Raw genomic sequence first — 18,488 nt, 5'->3', positions numbered from 1 at the left:
GGCGGACAGCCCGTCCGGGCGCCGGGCTCAGGCGCGGATGATCGCCAGGACCTCGTCGCGGACCCGGTCGGCGGTGGCGGCGTCCCTGGCCTCGACGTTCAGCCGCAGCAGCGGCTCGGTGTTCGAGGCGCGCACGTTGAACCACCAGTCGTCGGCGGTGACGGTCAGCCCGTCCAGCTCGTCGAGGGTGACGCCCTCGCGGTCCTGGTGGGCCGCCTTGAGCGCGGCGAGCCGGCCGGCCTGGTCGTCGACGGTGCTGTTGATCTCGCCGGAGGCCGCGTACCGGTCGTACTGCGCGACCAGCTCCGACAGCGGGCCCTGCTGGCCGCCGAGGGCCGCCAGGACGTGCATCGCGGCGAGCATGCCGGTGTCGGCGTTCCAGAAGTCGCGGAAGTAGTAGTGCGCGGAGTGCTCACCGCCGAAGATCGCGCCGCTCCTGGCCATCTCCTCCTTGATGAAGGAGTGCCCGACGCGGGTGCGGACCGGCTTGCCGCCGTTCTCCTTGACGACCTCCGGCACCGACCAGGAGGTGATCAGGTTGTGGATGACCGTGCCGCCGGGGTGCTTGGCCAGCTCGCGGGCGGCGACCAGGGCGGTGATCGCGGACGGGGGGACCGGGTCGCCGTGTTCGTCGACGACGAAGCAGCGGTCGGCGTCGCCGTCGAAGGCGAGGCCGAGGTCGGCGCCGGTCTCGCGCACCCTCGCCTGGAGGTCGACGATGTTCTTCGGATCCAGCGGGTTGGCCTCGTGGTTGGGGAACGAGCCGTCCAACTCGAAGTACAGAGCGTCCAGTTCGAGCGGCAGGCCCTCGAAGACGGTCGGTACGGTGTGCCCGCCCATGCCGTTGCCCGCGTCCACCACGACCTTCAGCGGACGGATGCCGCTCAGGTCCACCAGGCCGCGCAGGTGGGCGGCGTACTCGCCCAGGACATCGCGCCGGGTGACCGTGCCCGCCGTGGCGGCGGGCTGCGGAGCACCCTCGGCCGCCCATCGTTCGACCAGCGCGCGGATCTCGGCGAGACCGGTGTCCTGGCCGACCGGCGCGGCGCCCGCCCGGCACATCTTGATGCCGTTGTACCGGGCCGGGTTGTGCGAGGCGGTGAACATGGCGCCGGGCAGGCCCAGTGCGCCGCTGGCGAAGTACAGCTCGTCGGTGGAGCAGAGGCCGATCAGGGTGACGCCGGTGCCGCGGGCCGCCGCGCCCCGGGCGAAGGCACCCGACAGGCCGGGCGAGGAGGGCCGCATGTCGTGCCCGATCACGATCGCGTCCGCGCCGGTGATCTCGGCGAAGGCCGCGCCGAACAACTCCGCGAGCGATTCGTCCCACTGGTCGGGGACGACGCCGCGTACGTCGTACGCCTTCACGATCTGCGACAGATCAGCCACAAGCCTGCCCTCCTGGAGTCCTTGGGACTCCCAACCTACCCGGCGGGCCTGTGCGGAGGGCTGCCGCCGGCCGGAAGGGCGGCTCAGGAATCCGGCGAGCGCAGCACCCGCAGATGGCCGCGGCGGGCGACCTCCAAGGGGTGGGTGTCACGGTCGCCGTGGGCGGGCACGCCACCGGCGCCGGCGGCGCGCTCCTGGGGGCGGGCGGCCTCGCGTACGGCGTTCGCCAGGGCTTCGAGATCGTCGCCGCTGGGGCGGGGCGGGCCGGAGTCGAGGGCGAGGCGGACGACCTCCCAGCCGCGGGGCGCGGTCAGCCGCTCGGAGTGCTCGGCGCACAGGTCGTAGCAGTGCGGTTCGGCGTAGGTGGCGAGCGGTCCGAGCACGGCGGTCGAATCCGCATAGACGTACGTCAGCGTTGCGACGGCGGGGCGGCCGCACGCAGTGCGCGAACAGCGACGTACAGGGCTCACGACGTTGGACGGTACCGCACTCTTGAGCGGGCCGCGACGACTCTCCCCAGGCTCACCCAACCGTGTCGTCCCGCTTCGTCCGATGCGTCTGACCTGCACCCGCTCGACCTGACCTGGGCCGGGCGGGCGGGGGCGGACGGCCCGCGGAGAGGAATCCCGTCACGACTCAAGACATTTCCCGCCATTCCGATGACGATCTGCGATCTCATTCAGAGATGCAATCGAAATGGAGACGGACAGGTCCGGTCAGTCGACGACATGGCACGTCTTGTCGCGCTCCCCGGTGCCCGGGGGTCCCTGACGGCTACGCTCGATGCTGATGGACAGTCCCGTACCTCCCCGACCGGCACAGCCACGGCTCCGCCGCCGCGACCGCCACGGCCGCGGTATGCGCGGCCCGATCGCACCGCCGCAGGTGCCGCTCTCGGTGACCCGTGCCGACGCCTTCGTGGATCTTGTGTACGACTCCCGGGACCGGCTGGAGCGGCGCTGGCCGCAGCTCTCCCAGGTCGACTTCCTGATCCTCGACGTGCCCGGTTCCGCCCCGGACGACGGCCCGGATGCCGACGCCGACACCGAGACCGTGCCGCTGGGCCGGGTGGTGCCGGCCGCGGGCGGATATCGCGACCGGATCGTGATCTACCGCAGGCCGGTGGAGATCCGGACGAAGAGCCGTGACGAGCGGGCGTTCCTGGTCCACGAAGTGGTGGTCGAGCAGGTCGCCGAACTCCTGGGGCTGGCCCCGGAATCGGTGGACCCGCGCTACGGCCAGGACTGAGGCCGTCGCGCAGGTCCGGGGGCGCGGGTGCGGTTACTTCGTCAGGACCGACAGATCCTGGCCCGCGGTCGGCACGAGGACCGTGCCCCGGTCGTCGGGCAGCGTCTGGACGGTGAAGGCGGGCACCCCGCCCTGGGGCCGGGAGAGCGTGCGGGCCGCGTAGACGCGTCCGCTGCCGGCCGCCGGCTCCACGGTCAGCGCGTAGGTCCCCTTCAGCCCCTGCGGAACCGGCGGGGCGACATCGAGGCTGGTGCCGCCCTTGACCGTGTACGTCTTGGTGACCGGGGTGCCGCCGCCGCTGCCGGCCGACGCGGTGACCTTCACCTTGGCGTCCTTGCCCTTCTCGGGCGCGACCAGCGAGAGGGTGCTGCCCTTGTCATGGTTGTCGGCGGCGGTGGCGCGCTGCTCGACCGGCCGGGTCGCCGGGATGAAGGCCATCTCCTGCTTGGCACCCTTGCCGCGGGTCACCCGCAGCGCGGCCGCGACCGGGGCCTTGGAGCCGCCGTCGGCGGGGGTGAGCACCAGTGAACCGGCCTCGCCCTTGGTGAGGTCCTTGAGGTCCACCGCGGTGGTCATCCCGCTCTTGAGGTGCAGGCTCTCCAGACCGGCCGGAGTGATCAGCCCGGTCGGGGTGGCCAGCTGCACCTTGAGGTCGGCGTCGGACTCGCCGGGGGCGAGGGCGACCAGCCGGACGGAGGTGGCGTCCTTCGGGATGCCGGGCAGCACCACGCTCGGCGACGGGTCGGCGGCGGCCGGCAGCCAGTCGCTGCCGAGCTTGCCGTCGGTGGCCTGCACGGCCGCGCCGATCCGGCCCTCGCGGGCGACGACCTGCAAGGACGCGTTGGTGGCGGGGGTGGTGGCCAGGGTGGAGAGCAGGACGGGGACCGTGGCGTGCGGCGGGACGGTGATGTCCTCACCCGTCGATCCCCCCAACGACCCGTCCTTGCCGCGCAGTTGGAGGTCGACGACGGCCGGGGTCGGGTCGGGGTTGGTCAGGTGGACGTAGTCCTGGCGGTCCGTGGCGGTGCTGACGCCCGGGAACCAGAACGTGGTGTCGGGGGTGGTGCAGCTCAGCCCCATGAGGCCGCGGCCCGAGCCGGCGGCGACGGAGGTGGTCTGCTGGACGGTCCAGCCGGGGGCGAGGGTGCCGTCCGCCGCGCCGACGAGGGCCGGGGCGTCCGCGCTGTCCGTGGACGCGGTGGCCGGCTTGCCGGCCTCCTTCAGGGGCGCGACGGGCTTGGTGTCCCGGGGGGCGACGAGCTGCCCGGCGGCGGAGTCCGCGCCGCCGGCCGCCCCCTTGCCGCCCTTGCCCCCCTTTCCGGTTTTCTTGCCCTTGCCGTTGTCGGTGCTGCCGCCGGCCTCCTTGACGGTCCCGGCGGGCACCAGCGCGGCGGTGCCCTTCGTGCCGTCCCCGCCGGCCGCGGCGCCCTTGGGGGCGAAGGCGGTGTAGTCGGTCTGGCCGACCTCGGAGGAGGTCGGGGCCGGGCAGAGCAGCGCGGAGCGCTGGACGGGCAGCCGGGCGCTGCCGCGGGCCGCCTCCCGGGCGCCGCCGTCCGGGGCGGTCACGGCGGCGACGCCGGTGACGGCGCCCAGCGCGACGGCCACGCCGATCAGGGACATCATGGTGCGCTTCACTGCTGGTCGCTCCCGTCACGGCGCGGCTCGGGGTAGGAGCCGGGGTACCCGGGATGCGGGGCGCCGTCGTCGTAGGGGTGCCGGTGCTGCTGGCTGCCGTCGTCGTACTGCTGCGGCTGCTGCGGCGGCTGCTGCTGCCCGTACCCGTACGGGTCGTAGACGCCCGCCTGGTAGGGGTCCGCGGCGTACGGGTCGGTGGCCTGGTAGGGATCCGCCGGCGGGTAGGGCTGCTGCCCGTACTGCCCGGCCTGGTAGGGGTCGGCGGGCGGGTAGGGCTGGTGCCCGTCGGCCACCGGCTGTCCGGCGGCCGCCCACTCGTCGTACGACTGCTGCTGCGGCACCGCCCCGTGGGGGTACCCCGGGTCGAAGACCGGGGTCGGGTCGCCGGCGGCCGGGTCCGGGATGGGTACCGCGCCGGCCCCCGGGTCGGTGGCCGGGTCGAGGGGCGGCTCGCCCCCCGGCTCCCCGGGGAGACCGGCGCCCGCCGCATCGGGGGCGCCGGCGGCCTCGGCCTGGGCCCGCAGGCGCCGGGCGCGCCGGCCGTCGCCGGAGACCGCGGCGGCCTGCACGACGGCCGCGTCCTCGGGCAGGTCGTCGTCGATCTCCCGGCGGCGGCCCGGCAGCGCCAGCACCACCAGGGTGACGGCGAGCAGGCCCTGCGCCCACAGCCACAGGGTGTGGCCGAGCGGGTTCTCGTGGGTGAGGTCGAGGGTGCCGCCGCCGGCGGGGAGCGCGAAGCCCTGGGCCCAGCCGTCGACGGTCATGGGCTTGAGCGGGGTGCCGTTGAGGGTGGCCTGCCAGCCCTCGTCGGCGGCGTCGGCCAGCCGCAGTACCCGGCCGTCGACACCGTCGGGCACCTTGGTGTGCGCCTCGACGGGGCCGGCCGGTACGGCGATGGGTGCGACGGCCTCGCCGGCGCTGGTGCCGTCCTTGGCCTCGCCCGCGACGATCGAGAGCCGCGAGACCCGCCGGTCGACGCGCCACAGGGCGCTGCCGCCGTCCTGGCTGAGCCGGGTCAGGCCCGGTGTCGCGTCCAGCACCCGGCCCATTTCGCGCGGCGCCCCGTCCCGGACCAGGACGTAGCGGACCGCATAGCCGCCGAGCTGGTTGGTCTGGTCGGCGCCGGAGCCGGCCACGAGATGGGCGACGATGCCCCCGAGGCGCTTGTCCTCACCCACTTCGGCGGCCAGATCGGCATCGCCGAGCCGGGCACCGGAGCCGCGGACCAGCGAGTAGTCGACATGGCCCGGCGTGCCGTCGAGGACCAGGGTGCGGGCCCGGTCGGCGGTGCCGGACTCCTCGGCGACGAAGGCGGGGACCTGCTCGGGGTTGCGGCGCTCCAGCGGACCGTCCGCGCCGGTGATCATCCAGCTGACCGCGGCGTAGAGCGGGGCGAGCAGCGAGGCCAGCGCGATCAGCACGGCGACCGGCTGCTTCCAGCCGAAGCCGACGCTGGCCATGCGGGTGCGGATGCCCTCGGCGCCGATCGCCGCGGCGCACAGCAGCGCCAGCCCGTAGACGAGCATCGCGGGCCCGGTCCAGCCGGAGCCGTTGCCCAGCGCGGCGAACAGCAGTCCGGTCAGGGCCACCGCCCAGGCGGTACGGATCGCGAGCTGCCGCCCGTCGCGCAGGGTCGCGGCGAGCGCGGCCAGCACGATGCCGAACAGCAGCACCCCGCCCACGGCCTTGGGGCCGCCCGGGCTGAGGCCGATGAGGTCGAGCACGGAGGCGGAGCCGGCGCCGTAGCCCAGACCGGCCTCCTGGAAGAAGCGTCCGGGGTGGGTCAGCAGCGACAGCGACCAGGGGGCGAGCACGACCATCGGCGCGAGGAGCACGGCCAGGAAGCGCAGCCCGAGGGCGAGCAGCTGGTCGCCGCTGCCCTGGAGGACGCGCAGCGCCAGCAGGCCGACCCCGAGCAGCACGGCGATCGGCCAGACGATCGGGGTGAAGGCCGTGGTGAACGTGATCAGCAGGACATACGCCCAGGTCGCACGCCAGCTGGGCCGGGTGCCCGGCGGCAGTCGCAGCCCGCTCGCGGCGACGCCGGCGCGTGCCATCAGCGGCAGCAGGATGGCGAGCACGGCGGTGCCCAGCCGGCCGCCGGCCAGCGCTCCGGCGGCCGCCGGCAGGAAGGCGTAGGCGATGCTCGCCCAGGCCCGCAGCAGCCGGGAGGCGACCAGCGGGCGGGAGGCGAAGTAGGCGGTGAGACCGGCCAGCGGGACGGAGCAGACCAGCAGCAGGGTGACGGCGAAGCCGGTGGAGCCGAGGAAGATGCTCGACACCAGGGCGACGACCCCGAGGTAGGGCGGCGCGGAGCCGCCGGCGCCGACGCCGACCGCATGCCAGCTGTCGAGATACGCCGACCACAGGTCGGACACGCTGCCGGGCGCGGGCAGCATCGCGCCGCCGGTCAGCGCGCCGGAACCGAGCAGCCCGCGGCAGGCGACCAGCGAGACCAGCAGCAGGACGAGGAAGAGCACCGGTGCCGGCCTGCGGGCGATCCGCTTGAGCCGGGCGAACTGCTCGATCTCCAGGAAGTCGGCGTCATCCCCGCCGGGCCCGGACTCGACGGCGCCGTGCCGGCCGGCCGAGGCCACATCGGGGGCGGCCCGCCCGGCGAGGTTGCCGGCGACCTGTTCGGCGGTGGCGCGCACCGTCGCGCCGGAGGGCGGGAAGAGCGGCCGCAGGTCGCTCGCGTCGACCGCGGGCCGGCCTCTCTTCTTGCGTGCGGCGAGGATCTTGCCGGGCCGCAGCAGGGTGCCGAAGAGCCCGGCGAGTTCGTCGAGCGCCTGGCCCGGGACCTTGCCGACGAGGTAGGCGACGACCCGCAGGAAGGTGCCGATCAGCAGCCGCAGCAGGACGTACGGAAGGATCCGGCCGTGGGTGTTGGTGAGCAGCGTGTAGACGGCGCCGGCCTTGTCGACGCGGTGCGGGTTGGCGACCGAGCGGCCGACGCAGTCGATGGGGCGGCGCTCGCGGGCGGCGGCCTCGGCATGGCGCAGGACCGCGTCCGGCGCGACCAGGACCTGGTGGCCGGCGGCCTGGGCGCGCCAGCACAGATCGACGTCGTCGCGCATCAGCGGCAGCCGCCGGTCGAAGCCGCCCAACTCCTCGTAGACGTCCCGGCGGATGAGCATGCCCGCGGTGGACACGGACAGCACCGGACGCACCTGGTCGTGCTGGCCCTGGTCCTGTTCGCGGCGGTCCAGGCCGGTCCAACGGCGGCCGCTGCGGGCAATGCTGACACCGGCTTCGAGCAGCTGCCGGCGGTCGTACCAGCTGCGCAGCTTGGGTCCGACGATCACGGTGGAGGGGCTGGCGTCGGCGACCCGCAGCAGCTCGGCGAGCGCGTCCGGCTCGGGTGCGCAGTCGTCGTGCAGCAGCCACAGCCACTGGACCGGTTCGCCGTGCGGCAACTCCGGCATCTCGTACGCCTCGTCGTGCCAGGTGCGGCTGACCGGGTCCCAGCCGCTGGGCCGGCGCAGATACGGCAGCTCGTCGGGGGTGAGGACGGGGGCCGTGCGGACGGCCTCGTCGACGGCGGTGCCGAATCCGGAGCGGCGGGCGAGGTGCAGCACCCGCTGGTCCCCGATGGCCTCGGCGAGCAGCTGGGCGGAGTCGTCCGCGCTGCCGGTGTCGGCACCGATGGCGTTCTGCACGGGGCGCTCCTGGCCGAGCAGGCCGGTGAGCGCATCGGGCAGCCAGCGGGCACCGTCATGGGAGACGATCACGGCGGTGACCACGTGCCGCGGGAACTCTGGGGTGGCGGCTGCATATGAGGCGGCCTGGGCCGCCGACTGGCTGTGCACGGACATCGAGGTACGGGCCCTCCGGACCCGGGAGTTCGGGACCCGTTGCGCAGTCGCGCTGGGCACCCGCCCCCGGAAGACACTGCGACGGACTACGAGGCGACGCGAGCGCCCGGCAGGGCGGCGGCGCATCTCGGACGGGGCCCCACACTAATGCTTCGTGCCGGTGCCCCGACCGGCCCGTACAGCAGTCCGCCCCCGGCGAGAAGGTCGCTGGAGGCGGAGTGTTCGTTATAGGGGGATATGGGGAGTTGAGGCGGTACGGCGGCGTGGTCCGTGCGGCCGCGCGCCCTCGGTGCGGGTGGCTGAGCGGTCATCGTCAGACGGCGGCCTTCTTGAGCCGGCGCCGCTCGCGCTCGGACAGGCCGCCCCAAATACCGAAGCGCTCGTCGTTGGCGAGCGCGTACTCCAGGCATTCGGACCGGACTTCGCAGGCGAGACAGACCTTCTTGGCCTCGCGGGTGGAGCCACCCTTCTCCGGGAAGAAGGACTCGGGGTCGGTCTGGGCGCACAGGGCGCGCTCCTGCCAGCCGAGCTCCTCATCCGCCTCCTCGACCAGCAATTCCTGGAACAGCTCGGTCATGTGCGCCCCTCGTCTGTCTTTACGTCCCCGTGATCAAGCCGTGATCGATTTCGGCTGAACGACACGAGTGAAATTACAAGTGTGGTGATCCGGGCCAGTCAAGCCGAGATCTGCTATTGGGCCTCTTATTCACTCGGCGGAACCAAGCGTATGCGGAAAGTGTTCAAATCAGTAAAAACCAGGACACTTCCCCGGGCGTTGCCCCCCGGCGCATCCCCTTCACTCCACAAGACGCGTTCAGGCGGCATTCGCGTTGCACCCCTGCGCGCCGAAGCGGGGGAGATCACAGACGGATCACGGGACCGCAACGGCGTTTGAAGGTGCGGTTGCCGGTCGATGTCTCCGGGTCGCGGACTGCACAAACCTTTCGCCAGGCGGAGTAACCGGATGAGGTGAAAGATTTACGGCAAACCAGACGTCCAGTTGACATCGCGTCGCGAACCCGGTCTCCTTGACCGCATGCCAGCGACCGCCGCGCTCCGACTGACCCGTGCCTACGGGTCGCTCTGCGCTGCGCAGTCCCGCTGTCGCTGTTCCAGCTGTCGAAGCCACTGAGCTCCAGCCTTTCCGCTCGCACCACCCCGCAGCGCCCCTGCTCCGCGTCGCCGTGCCGCGCCCCCCACCGGGAAAGCCCGCACGTGCCGCCGCCCCTCCCCGCTCACGGCGGGTGATGCCCCGGCATCGCCCCAGCACCTCCGCCGAGGAACCCGGAACCATGAACAGCGACGTCCAGATCGCCGGCGATCCGCTCGCCATCCCCCACCTGCTGCCGCCCGTCCCCGCCCACCCGGCCACCGTCGCCGGCTTCGCGGGGCTGGCCCGCTCGATCGCCGCCGACCGCGCCGCCTGGGCACCGCTGGTCCGCTACGACACCACCAGCCGCTGGTACCACCGGCTGCGCACGGTTCCCCCAGCTCCCGGCCACGCGGGGCAGGCCCCCGTGGGCTACGAGGTGTGGCTGCTGAGCTGGGTGCCGGGCCAGGGCAGCGGCCGGCACGACCACGGGCCGTCCTCCGGTGTGCTGACCGTCCTGGAAGGCGAGTTGACCGAGCACGCCGGGTCCGGGCGCCGGACGCTCACGGCCGGTGCCCAGCGGGTGTTCGCCCCCGGCTACGTCCACGAGGTCGTCAACGACGCCCTGACCCCGGCCGTCAGCCTGCACATCTACTTCCCCGGCCTGACCGAGATGCCGATGCACGCCGCACCCCACTGCACCCCCGCCGCCCTGGAGACCGCCGCGTCCTGAGCACCCGCGCCCCGCAGCACCCGCCCGCTCCCCCGCGGACCGCGCCCCACCGTCCCCTCGGCGGCTGACACACTGTGCCCATGCGAATCGTGGTACTGGCCGGCGGTATCGGCGGCGCCCGCTTTCTGCGGGGACTGAAGGCAGCGGCTCCGGACGCGGACATCACCGTCATCGGCAACACCGGCGACGACATCCATCTGTTCGGGCTCAAGGTGTGCCCCGACCTCGACACCGTGATGTACACCCTCGGCGGCGGCATCAACGAGGAGCAGGGCTGGGGCCGTACCGACGAAACCTTCCGGGTGAAGGAGGAGTTGGCCGCCTACGGGGTGGGGCCCGAGTGGTTCGGGCTGGGCGACCGGGACTTCGCCACCCATATCGTGCGGACCCAGATGCTGAGCGCCGGCTATCCGCTCAGCGCCGTCACCGAGGCGCTGTGCGCACGCTGGAAGCCCGGGGTGCGGCTGCTGCCGATGTCCGACGACCGGATCGAGACCCATGTCGCCGTCACCGAACCCGGCTCCGCCGAGGGAGAGGGCGAGCGCAAGGCGATCCACTTCCAGGAGTACTGGGTGCGGCTGCGCGCCTCGGTGCCCGCGCACGCCGTGGTGCCGGTCGGCGCCGACCAGGCGAAGCCCGCGCCGGGCGTGCTGGAGGCCATCGCCGCGGCGGACGTGGTGCTGTTCCCGCCGTCCAACCCGGTGGTCAGCATCGGCACGATCCTGGCGGTGCCGGGCATCCGTGAGGCCATCGCGGACGCCGGGGTGCCGGTGGTCGGTCTCTCGCCGATCGTCGGTGACGCCCCGGTGCGCGGGATGGCCGACAAGGTGCTGGCCGCGGTGGGCGTGGAGTCGACCGCGGCGGCCGTCGCCCACCACTACGGGTCCGGGCTGCTGGACGGCTGGCTGGTCGACTCCACCGACGAGGGCGCGGTGGCCGAGGTCGAGGCGGCCGGTATCCGCTGCCGGGCCGTGCCGCTGATGATGACCGATACGGACGCCACGGCCGCGATGGTGCGCGAGGCGCTGGCGCTGGCCGAGGAGGTCCGGGCGTGAGCGAGGCCGCCGTGCCCGGGTACCGGGTGTGGGCGCTGCCGGGAATGCCCGAGGTGCGGCCCGGCGACGATCTCGTGAAGCTGATCGCCGCGGCGGCGACCGCCGACGGCATGCCGCACCTCGCCGACGGTGATGTGCTGTTGGTGACCTCGAAGATCGTCAGCAAGGCCGAGGGCCGGGTGGTCGAGGCCGACGACCGCGAGGCGGCGATCGACCGGGAGACGGTGCGGGTGGTGGCGCGCCGCGGCACCCTGCGGATCGTGCAGAACCGGCAGGGCCTGGTGATGGCCGCGGCCGGCGTGGATGCCTCCAACACCCCCTCGGGCACGGTGCTGTTGCTGCCCGAGGACCCGGACGCCTCGGCGCGCGCGCTGCGGGCGGGGCTGCGCACCACGCTCGGTGCCGACGTCGGGGTGGTCATCAGCGACACCTTCGGGCGGCCGTGGCGCAACGGGCTCACTGATGTCGCCATCGGCGCCGCCGGTGTGCGGGTGCTGGACGATCTGCGCGGCGGCACGGATGCCCACGGCAATCCGCTCAGCGCGACGGTGGTGGCCACCGCCGACGAACTGGCCGCCGCCGGTGACCTGGTGAAGGGCAAGGCCGCCGGGCTGCCGGTCGCGGTGGTGCGCGGGCTGGGGCACCTCGTGGCCGAGCCGGGCGACGGTCCCGGGGCGGGTGCCATGGTGCGGACCGCCGGGGACGACATGTTCCGGCTGGGCACCTCGGAGGCCGTACGGGAAGCGGTGACGGGGCGGCGTACGGTCCGTGCCTTCACCGGCGAGCCGGTCGATCCGGGGGCGGTGCGGCGCGCGGTGGCGGCGGCCCTCACCGCTCCGGCGCCGCACCACACCACGCCGTGGCGGTTCGTGCTCCTGGAGTCGGCGGCCGCGCGCGAGCAGCTCCTGGACGCGATGCGGGACGCCTGGACCGCGGATCTGCGCGCGGACGGCAAGTCGGCGGAGTCCATCGCCAAGCGGGTGCGGCGCGGTGAGGTGCTGCGTGCCGCGCCGTATCTGGCCGTGCCGTGCCTGGTCACGGACGGCGCGCACCCCTACCCGGACGCACGGCGCAGCACCGCCGAACGGGAGATGTTCCTGGTCGCCCATGGCGCGGGCATCCAGAACTTCCTGGTCGCGCTGGCCGGCGAACGGCTCGGCTCCGCCTGGGTGTCGTCGACGATGTTCTGCAAGGACGTGGTCCGCGAGGTGCTCGGGCTGCCCGCGGAGTGGGAGCCGATGGGAGCGGTGGCCATCGGGCATCCGGCCGGGGCGCCCCGGCCGCGGCCGCCGCGCGCCGCCGAGGACTTCGTCGTCGTGCGCTGACCGGCGCCCGCTCAGAGCCGGGCGATGTCCCCCACCGGGAAGCGTGGGGCGCGGCGCGGCGGGACGCGGCCGGACAGCAGGATCAGCCGGGCCGCGCGGTGCCGCTGGCCCTCGTAGGGGGCGAGGAGGTCGAGCATCTCCTCGTCGGTGGTGCCGCGGCGGCCGGTGAGGGCATAGCCGATGATCTTCGGCAGATGGAGATCGCCGACGGTGATCGCGTCCGGGGCGCCGAGGGCGCGCTGGAGGGTCTCGGCGGCGGTCCACGGGCCGATGCCCGGTATCGCCGTGAGCCGGCGGGTGGCCGCGGCGAGATCCATCCGCGCGGCCTCCTCCATCCGGCGGGCGGCCCGCACCGCGCACAGGATCGCGCCGGAGCGCTTGGCGTCGACGCCCGCGCGGTGCCACTCCCAGGAGGGGATCAGCGCCCAGCCGCGCGGCTCGGGCATCACCCGCATGCGCTCCCAGGGGCCGGGAGCCGGCTCGCCGTGCCGCTGCAGGAGCAGCCGCCAGGCGCGGTAGGCCTCGTCGCTGGTGACCTTCTGCTCCAGGACCGAGGGGATCAGCGACTCCAGGACCAGGCCGGTGCGCGCGAGCCGGACTCCGGGGTGGCGGCGTCGCGCCTCATGGACGATGCGGTGCCGGGCGGTCAGCGCCTCCGGGTCGTCGCCCTCCCCCAGCAGCTCGGGCAGCTGCTCCAGCAGCCACTCGGCGCCCGGGCCCCAGGCCTCGGCCTCCACCCGGCCGTCGGCAGCGCGGGCCGCCACGCGCAGGGTGCCGGGGCCCTGGGGCGTACGGGAGGCGCGCCACAGCTCGCCGCCGCGCACCGCGAACGCGGGGTCACCCGGACCGCGCTGCAGCACACCGAGCGTGCGGTGCAGGTCGAACGGGCCGGGCGGGACCCAGGTGCGGGCGGGCATGCGGCCAGGTTAGGCGATGGCGGCGGGGCGGCGCCCGGGCCTGTGGACAACCGTGCCCGGGCCCGGCGGGCGGCCTACTGGTCGGAGGAGAAGCGCACCGAGGCTGCCGGGATCTCGGCGTCGCACCAGATGCGGATGCCGTCGCGCAGCTCGTTGTCGGCGCCGACGCGCGCGCCGTCGCCGATGACCGCACCGTCGAGGACCGTACGGGCCCCGATGTGCGCCCCTACGCCGATCAGCGAGTCCCGGATCTGGGCGCCCTCCCCGATGACGGCGCCCTCGAGGACCGCGCTGCCGTCGATCCGGGCGCCGGGGCCGATGACGGTGCGCGGGCCGGCGACCGTGCCGCCGGTGAGCTTGGCGTCGCCGGCGACCTCGGCGGTCTCCATGACCAGGCGGTCACCGCGCCGGCCGGGGACCGCCGGGGACGGGGCGCGGCCGAGGACCAGGTCGGCGGAGCCGCGGACGAAGGCCTGCGGGGTGCCGAGGTCGAGCCAGTAGGTGGAGTCGACCATGCCCTGGAGGTGGGCGCCGGCGGCGAGCAGTCCGGGGAAGGTCTCGCGTTCGACGGAGACCGGGCGGCCGGCCGGGATGGTGTCGATGACCGACCGGTTGAAGACATAGGCCCCGGCGTTGATCTGGTCGGTGACGATCTCCTCGGGGGTCTGCGGCTTCTCCAGGAAGGCGGTGACCCGGCCGGTGTCGTCGGTGGGGACCAGACCGAAGGCGCGCGGGTCCTCGACCCGGGTGAGATGCAGCGAGACCTCGGCGCCGGAGGTGCGGTGGGTGTCGACGAGAGCGGTGATGTCCAGTCCGGTGAGGATGTCGCCGTTGAAGATGAGCACCGGGTCGTCCGGGCCGGAGTGCAGTCGCGAGGCGACGTTGCGGATGGCTCCGCCGGTGCCCAGCGGCTCCTGCTCGGTGACGTACTCCAGATGCAGGCCGAGTGCCGATCCGTCACCGAAGTAGGGCTCGAAGACCTCGGCGAGGTAGGAGGTGGCGAGGACGATGTGCTCGACGCCGGCGGCCCGGGCGCGGGCCAGCTGATGGGTCAGGAACGGCACACCGGCCGCCGGAACCATGGGCTTGGGCGTGTGCACCGTCAGCGGACGCAGCCGCGTGCCCTTGCCGCCGACAAGGAGGATCGCTTCAGTCACTGTGTCCTCTGTTCGCTTCTCCGCCCGTTGGGCCCCTCCTGCCCGATGGCGGGCAAGGATAGGGAGCAACGGTGCGGCTCTCGTCGTCGACCACAGCCCGGCGGCTGCACGTGCGACGCTCACGGTGTCTTCTCTGCTTCCTGCTGGGGTCGGCCGATCGGCCGACCAGTGTAGGCAGACGGGCGCGCGAAGGGCCTCGGCGGTGGGGGTCCCCCGGTGTCGTGCGGGTGACGGGGAGCGCGGGGCCGGCAGTGCAAACGTCGTGGCCGCTAAGACGTGTCGAGGGCGGGATCGGTTGACTGGTCCCTGCAACATGCGCCACGGGGAACTCCCGCAAACCCGCACCGCCCCCGGCCCGGCCCGGCCCGGAGGGAGCGGTCAGCGGCCCTGCAGGGTGGCAGCGGCGCCGCGGGCGGCGGCGAGCTTGTCGTAGAGGTGGGCGCCGGGGCAGTCGGTGGTGAAGCCGTCCCGATGGCCGGAGATGACGTGCAGGGAGACCTTCGTGCCCTTGGCGAAGCGGTTCCCGCCGCCGGACGTCAGCTTCACCATGGCCCGCGGATCGACGTGGTAGAGGCCGAGCTTCCAGGCCGTCAGACGGGCGATGGCATCGACGGCCGCCTGGGCCGGCTCGGTGTCGGTGAAGGTGCCGAGGACGGCGATTCCGGTGCTGTCCGTGTTGAAGCCGAGGGTGTGCGCGCCCATGACGGGCTTGGCGACGCCGCCCGCACGGCCCTCGTAGACCGTTCCGCACTTGTCGACCAGGAAGTTGTAGCCGATGTCGCGCCAGTGGTTGCTCTTGACGTGGAAGCGGTACATGGCGCGGATCAGTGAAGGGGCCTCTTCGCAGCTGTAGTTGTTGCCCGAGCCGCTGTGGTGGATGAAGGCCGCGCGCACGGTGGTGGTGTAGGTGAAGGCCTTTTCGCGCAGCTTCTCGTCGGCGCCCCAGCCGGCCCGGGTGACGATCCGGGGGCGCGGTCCGACGAAGGTCTGTTCCGGGCGCGTCCCGTCCACCGCGGCGATGTCGCCCTGGGACGCCGCCCGGTCGAGGGCGGGGATCTCGGTGGCGCCGAGCGGCGCGAACCCGGCGTTGGCGGCGGAGGCCGCGGTGGCCTCCGGGGAGAGCGGGGCCGGCGGGTCGAGGCGGGCGCCGCGCAGGCCCCGCGGCGGTGCGCCGGGATCGACGAGTTCCAGCCGCAGCCCGCCGGGGAGCGCGGCCGCCGCACGGTCGCTGCGCTCGGGGGTGATGCGCAGCTGGACGGCGTCGGAGTCACCGACCCACAACGGCGCGGTGCTGCCCCGTACGTCGCTGTCGTGCCGCTCGGCGGAGCCGAGGTCGGGGGCGTCGTCGTTGTGGACCTGGACGTCCTGCCAGCCGGACCAGTCGCCGCTGCCGCTCGCGCGGGTGCGGACCTTCACCCGGCCGTGCAGCTCGGCCGCGGCGTCGTCCCAGACGATCCCCAGCAGGGAGAACGGCCGTACCGTGCGGGCCGGCAGCCCCAGCTCCTGGGGCGCGGGCTCCGTGGTGGTGTCCCGGTCGGGGGTGTGCGGGGCGGCGGCGCCGAGCGCGCCGACCGGCAGGGACTGGGTGCTGCCCGGCAGGTCGTCGGTGCGCGCCGGGCGCGGGGCGGCGGGGGTGGCGCCCGCACCGCCCGCCGCGGCGAGGGGCAGGGCGAGGGCCGCGCTGCACACGGCGCCGAGACAGGTCGCGAGGAAGGGGCGCATGGACAAAATCCTGGACCCGGCCGGACCGAACGCGCCAACGGTGATCTGACGGGGCATCGGCCGATCCGGTGGCCCGGGCCCGCCGTGCCCGGCCCGCCGCCGCCCGCCGCCGCCCGCCGCCGCGCGTACCCTGGCCGCGATGAACGCCACCGATCGCACCCCCGCCGACCTGCTGAGTTCCGCGCTCGCCGCGGACCCGGCCCGCCCGCTGGTGACCTTCTACGACGACGCCACCGGCGAACGCGTGGAACTGTCCGTCGCGACCTTCGCCAATTGGGTGGCCAAGACCGCCAACTACCTCCAGGGCGATCTGGCCGCCGCACCGGGCGACCGGCTCGCGCTGCTGCTGCCCGCCCACTGGCAGACCGCCGTGTGGCTGCTGGCCTGCTCGGCGGTGGGCGTGGTCGCGGAGGTGGACGGCGATCCGGCCGCCGCCGATCTCGTGGTGGCCGGGCCCGACCGGCTCGACGCGGCGCGCGCCTGCTCCGGGGAGCGGGTGGCGCTGGCGCTGCGGCCGCTGGGCGGGCGGTTCCCGCAGCCGCCGCAGGGTTTCGCGGACTACGCCGTCGAGGTCCCGGGCCAGGGCGACCGGTTCGCGCCGTTCGCCCCGGTGGACGCGCAGGAGGCGGCGCTGGCCGTCGGCGGGGAGGAGCTGACCGGCGCCGGTATCGGGGCGCGTGCCCTGGCCGATGCGGAGGCGGCCGGGATGCCCGGGGCGCCGCGGGTGCTGTCGGGGCTGTCGTACGACACCTGGCAGGGCCTGTCGTACGGGCTGTACGCCCCGCTGGCCACCGGCGGCTCCGTGGTGCTGTGCCGCCACCTGGACCGGCTCGGCGCACCGGCCGCGGCCACCCGCGAGACCAGCGAGAAGATCACTTTCAGGGCGCCGCTGCCCCGCTGAGGCGCGTTCTCCCCCGTCCGGCGGACCGGAGGCGCCCGCGGCGGGCCGGTACGTCCGTTTCGGTCCAGGATTTTGAGTACGTACAACCATGCGCGGGTTTCGTCCGTCTCTGTTCCGTCCGGGCCCCCGCGTGCGGGCGCGACGCCGACTCCGTGAGGGATGGACGCACACGTGACCGATACCCCCGAGCCTCCCAGGTTCGCCGGCTGGGCCGAGCGCCCGGCCGGGGGGCCGGGGCCGGACCGGCCGGGGCCGCCACGCGTCCCGCCGCTCCGCCGGCACCGGTGGCGCTGGGCCGCGGTCGGGACCGTCGGCGTCCTCCTGGCCGGGGGCGCGGCCGGCTGGGCGGTGTACACCAAGCTCAACGGCAACATCCGCACCGACAGCGCCACCGAGCGCGAACTGCGCAAGTGGGAGTCCGAGCGGCCCCCCGCGGGCCCGCCGAACGCCGAGAACGTGCTGCTGATCGGCTCCGACAGCCGCACGGGCGACAACGGCAGATACGGCCGCGGCGGCGGCCAGCGCTCGGACACCACGATGCTGCTGCACCTGGCGGCGGACCGGAAGAGCGCCACCGTGGTGAGCATCCCGCGCGATCTGATGGTGGAGGTGCCGCACTGCGAGCGCGCCGACGGCACCGAGACCGGGCCCCGGGCGGCCCAGTTCAACTCGGCGTTCGCCCTCGGCGGGGCGGCCTGCACGATCCGTACCGTCGAGAAGCTCACCCGCATCCGCATCGCCCACTACATGATCCTCGACTTCGTGGGCTTCACGAGGATGGTGGACGCGGTGGGCGGTGTGGAGGTCTGTCCGGACCGTCCGATTCAGGACACCGAGGCACACCTCACGCTGCCCGCGGGCCGGCAGACGCTGCACGGGGAGGCCGCCCTCGGGTACGTACGGGCCCGCAAGAGCCTGGGCAACGGCAGCGACACCCAGCGCATGCAGCGCCAACAGCAGTTTCTGGGGGCTCTCGTGAAGAAAGTGCAGAGTAATGGTGTCCTGCTCAATCCGACCCGGCTGTATCCGGTCCTCGATGCCGCGACGAGTTCTCTGACCACCGACGCCGCGCTGGCATCCCTGAAGGGGCTGTACGAATTGGTCCGCAGCACCCGCGGTATTCCCACCGACCGTGTCCAGTTCCTGACGGTGCCGCGCCGGGAGTACCGCTTCGACCGCAACCGCGATGAGCTGGTGCAACCGGACGCCGAGCGGCTCTTCGGCCAGCTGCGCAGGGATCTTCGGGTGACGGTGACGCCCCCGTCGGGCGCCGCGCAGGAGCGGGTGCGCGGCGGCGGGGGTGCACCGTCCGTCCGGCCGGAAGGATCACCGTCACCGACACCGGGTTCGGGGCCGGTCTTTCCCGGAACGACCGCGGAACGCGGGAGCTGCGAATAAAGATGCCGCAAAGTACACGTGGCGACGCGAATGTATTGGGCGGAATGCCCAGTTGTAGGTAAGTGGAATTTGTCACGAGCGTCGCGGGGCGCTGAACTGGGCGGAT

Annotated in this window: 14 protein-coding genes; 6 read left to right on the top strand and 8 right to left on the bottom strand. The window is 73.9% G+C overall.

Features of this window, described 5'->3' with window-relative positions:
* Positions 1-27 precede the first annotated feature (27 nt).
* Together OIU81_RS22415 and OIU81_RS22410 are read right to left on the bottom strand one after the other, a co-directional pair.
* Positions 28-1,386 (bottom strand): phosphomannomutase/phosphoglucomutase, encoded by a 1,359-nt coding sequence (locus tag OIU81_RS22415; protein WP_329150616.1) that lies wholly within the window; start codon positions 1,384-1,386, stop codon positions 28-30.
* An 83-nt stretch (positions 1,387-1,469) separates the two neighbouring features.
* The gene (locus OIU81_RS22410) at positions 1,470-1,916 is read right to left on the bottom strand and encodes a DUF3499 domain-containing protein (protein WP_329150614.1); all 447 of its coding nucleotides are present in this window, start codon (positions 1,914-1,916) and stop codon (positions 1,470-1,472) included.
* Positions 1,917-2,175: 259 nt separating this feature from the next.
* Here OIU81_RS22410 and OIU81_RS22405 point away from each other — a divergent pair, with 259 nt between their 5' ends.
* Entirely contained in the window at positions 2,176-2,634 is a 459-nt protein-coding gene (locus tag OIU81_RS22405) for a metallopeptidase family protein (protein ID WP_443074026.1), read from the top strand.
* A 33-nt stretch (positions 2,635-2,667) separates the two neighbouring features.
* Here the strand turns inward: OIU81_RS22405 and OIU81_RS22400 are convergent, their stop codons facing one another.
* From OIU81_RS22400 to OIU81_RS22390, 3 genes are all read right to left on the bottom strand, one after another.
* The gene (locus OIU81_RS22400) at positions 2,668-4,269 is read right to left on the bottom strand and encodes a DUF5719 family protein (protein ID WP_329150610.1); all 1,602 of its coding nucleotides are present in this window, start codon (positions 4,267-4,269) and stop codon (positions 2,668-2,670) included.
* On the bottom strand, positions 4,266-8,084 hold the full coding sequence (locus tag OIU81_RS22395) for a glycosyltransferase family 2 protein (RefSeq protein WP_329150609.1): 3,819 nt from the start codon (positions 8,082-8,084) through the stop codon (positions 4,266-4,268). The genes OIU81_RS22400 and OIU81_RS22395 overlap by 4 nt, the downstream gene beginning before the upstream one ends.
* Positions 8,085-8,397: 313 nt before the next feature.
* Positions 8,398-8,661, bottom strand: coding sequence for a WhiB family transcriptional regulator (locus OIU81_RS22390; RefSeq protein ID WP_003983763.1), 264 nt, complete (start codon positions 8,659-8,661; stop codon positions 8,398-8,400).
* A 715-nt stretch (positions 8,662-9,376) separates the two neighbouring features.
* On the opposite strand from OIU81_RS22390, the gene OIU81_RS22385 reads away from it, so the two are divergent.
* The 3 genes from OIU81_RS22385 to OIU81_RS22375 all read left to right on the top strand — a co-directional run bounded on the left by OIU81_RS22385 (position 9,377) and on the right by OIU81_RS22375 (position 12,287).
* Positions 9,377-9,907, top strand: a complete 531-nt coding sequence (locus OIU81_RS22385; protein ID WP_329150607.1) for a cysteine dioxygenase — start codon at positions 9,377-9,379, stop codon at positions 9,905-9,907.
* A gap of 80 nt (positions 9,908-9,987) precedes the next feature.
* The gene (gene cofD / locus OIU81_RS22380; protein ID WP_329150605.1) at positions 9,988-10,962 is read left to right on the top strand and encodes a 2-phospho-L-lactate transferase; all 975 of its coding nucleotides are present in this window, start codon (positions 9,988-9,990) and stop codon (positions 10,960-10,962) included.
* The gene (locus OIU81_RS22375; protein ID WP_329150603.1) at positions 10,959-12,287 is read left to right on the top strand and encodes a coenzyme F420-0:L-glutamate ligase; all 1,329 of its coding nucleotides are present in this window, start codon (positions 10,959-10,961) and stop codon (positions 12,285-12,287) included. Before cofD ends, OIU81_RS22375 begins: the two co-directional genes overlap by 4 nt.
* A gap of 11 nt (positions 12,288-12,298) precedes the next feature.
* Here the strand turns inward: OIU81_RS22375 and OIU81_RS22370 are convergent, their stop codons facing one another.
* The 3 genes from OIU81_RS22370 to OIU81_RS22360 all read right to left on the bottom strand — a co-directional run bounded on the left by OIU81_RS22370 (position 12,299) and on the right by OIU81_RS22360 (position 16,083).
* Positions 12,299-13,204 carry a DNA-3-methyladenine glycosylase family protein gene (locus OIU81_RS22370; RefSeq protein WP_329150601.1) on the bottom strand — a complete coding sequence of 302 codons (906 nt, stop codon included), beginning with the start codon at positions 13,202-13,204 and terminating at the stop codon, positions 12,299-12,301.
* A gap of 74 nt (positions 13,205-13,278) precedes the next feature.
* Entirely contained in the window at positions 13,279-14,361 is a 1,083-nt protein-coding gene (locus tag OIU81_RS22365) for an NDP-sugar synthase (protein WP_329150599.1), read from the bottom strand.
* 378 nt (positions 14,362-14,739) lie between these two features.
* On the bottom strand, positions 14,740-16,083 hold the full coding sequence (locus tag OIU81_RS22360; RefSeq protein ID WP_329150598.1) for a peptidoglycan recognition protein family protein: 1,344 nt from the start codon (positions 16,081-16,083) through the stop codon (positions 14,740-14,742).
* A gap of 139 nt (positions 16,084-16,222) precedes the next feature.
* On the opposite strand from OIU81_RS22360, the gene OIU81_RS22355 reads away from it, so the two are divergent.
* Complete coding sequence (locus OIU81_RS22355) at positions 16,223-16,984, top strand: TIGR03089 family protein (RefSeq protein ID WP_329150596.1); 762 nt, start codon at positions 16,223-16,225, stop codon at positions 16,982-16,984.
* Between the two features lie 171 nt (positions 16,985-17,155).
* Positions 17,156-18,382, top strand: a complete 1,227-nt coding sequence (locus tag OIU81_RS22350; RefSeq protein WP_329150594.1) for an LCP family protein — start codon at positions 17,156-17,158, stop codon at positions 18,380-18,382.
* Positions 18,383-18,488: the final 106 nt, after the last annotated feature.

The organism is Streptomyces sp. NBC_01454, from assembly GCF_036227565.1.
In the GTDB taxonomy this organism is placed as follows: domain Bacteria; phylum Actinomycetota; class Actinomycetes; order Streptomycetales; family Streptomycetaceae; genus Streptomyces.
The sequence above is the reverse complement of the archived record's forward strand: the minus strand, read 5'-3'. Positions and strand labels throughout refer to the sequence as shown.

Excerpts from the sequence above, each read along its gene's own strand:
- OIU81_RS22405 (WP_443074026.1), top strand. The coding sequence starts at position 2,176 with ATGGACAGTCCCGTACCTCCCCGACCGGCACAGCCACGGCTCCGCCGC.
- OIU81_RS22395 (WP_329150609.1), bottom strand. The coding sequence starts at position 8,084 with ATGTCCGTGCACAGCCAGTCGGCGGCCCAGGCCGCCTCATATGCAGCC.
- OIU81_RS22390 (WP_003983763.1), bottom strand. The coding sequence starts at position 8,661 with ATGACCGAGCTGTTCCAGGAATTGCTGGTCGAGGAGGCGGATGAGGAG.
- OIU81_RS22385 (WP_329150607.1), top strand. The coding sequence starts at position 9,377 with ATGAACAGCGACGTCCAGATCGCCGGCGATCCGCTCGCCATCCCCCAC.
- cofD (WP_329150605.1), top strand. The coding sequence starts at position 9,988 with ATGCGAATCGTGGTACTGGCCGGCGGTATCGGCGGCGCCCGCTTTCTG.
- OIU81_RS22370 (WP_329150601.1), bottom strand. The coding sequence starts at position 13,204 with ATGCCCGCCCGCACCTGGGTCCCGCCCGGCCCGTTCGACCTGCACCGC.
- OIU81_RS22360 (WP_329150598.1), bottom strand. The coding sequence starts at position 16,083 with ATGCGCCCCTTCCTCGCGACCTGTCTCGGCGCCGTGTGCAGCGCGGCC.
- OIU81_RS22355 (WP_329150596.1), top strand. The coding sequence starts at position 16,223 with ATGAACGCCACCGATCGCACCCCCGCCGACCTGCTGAGTTCCGCGCTC.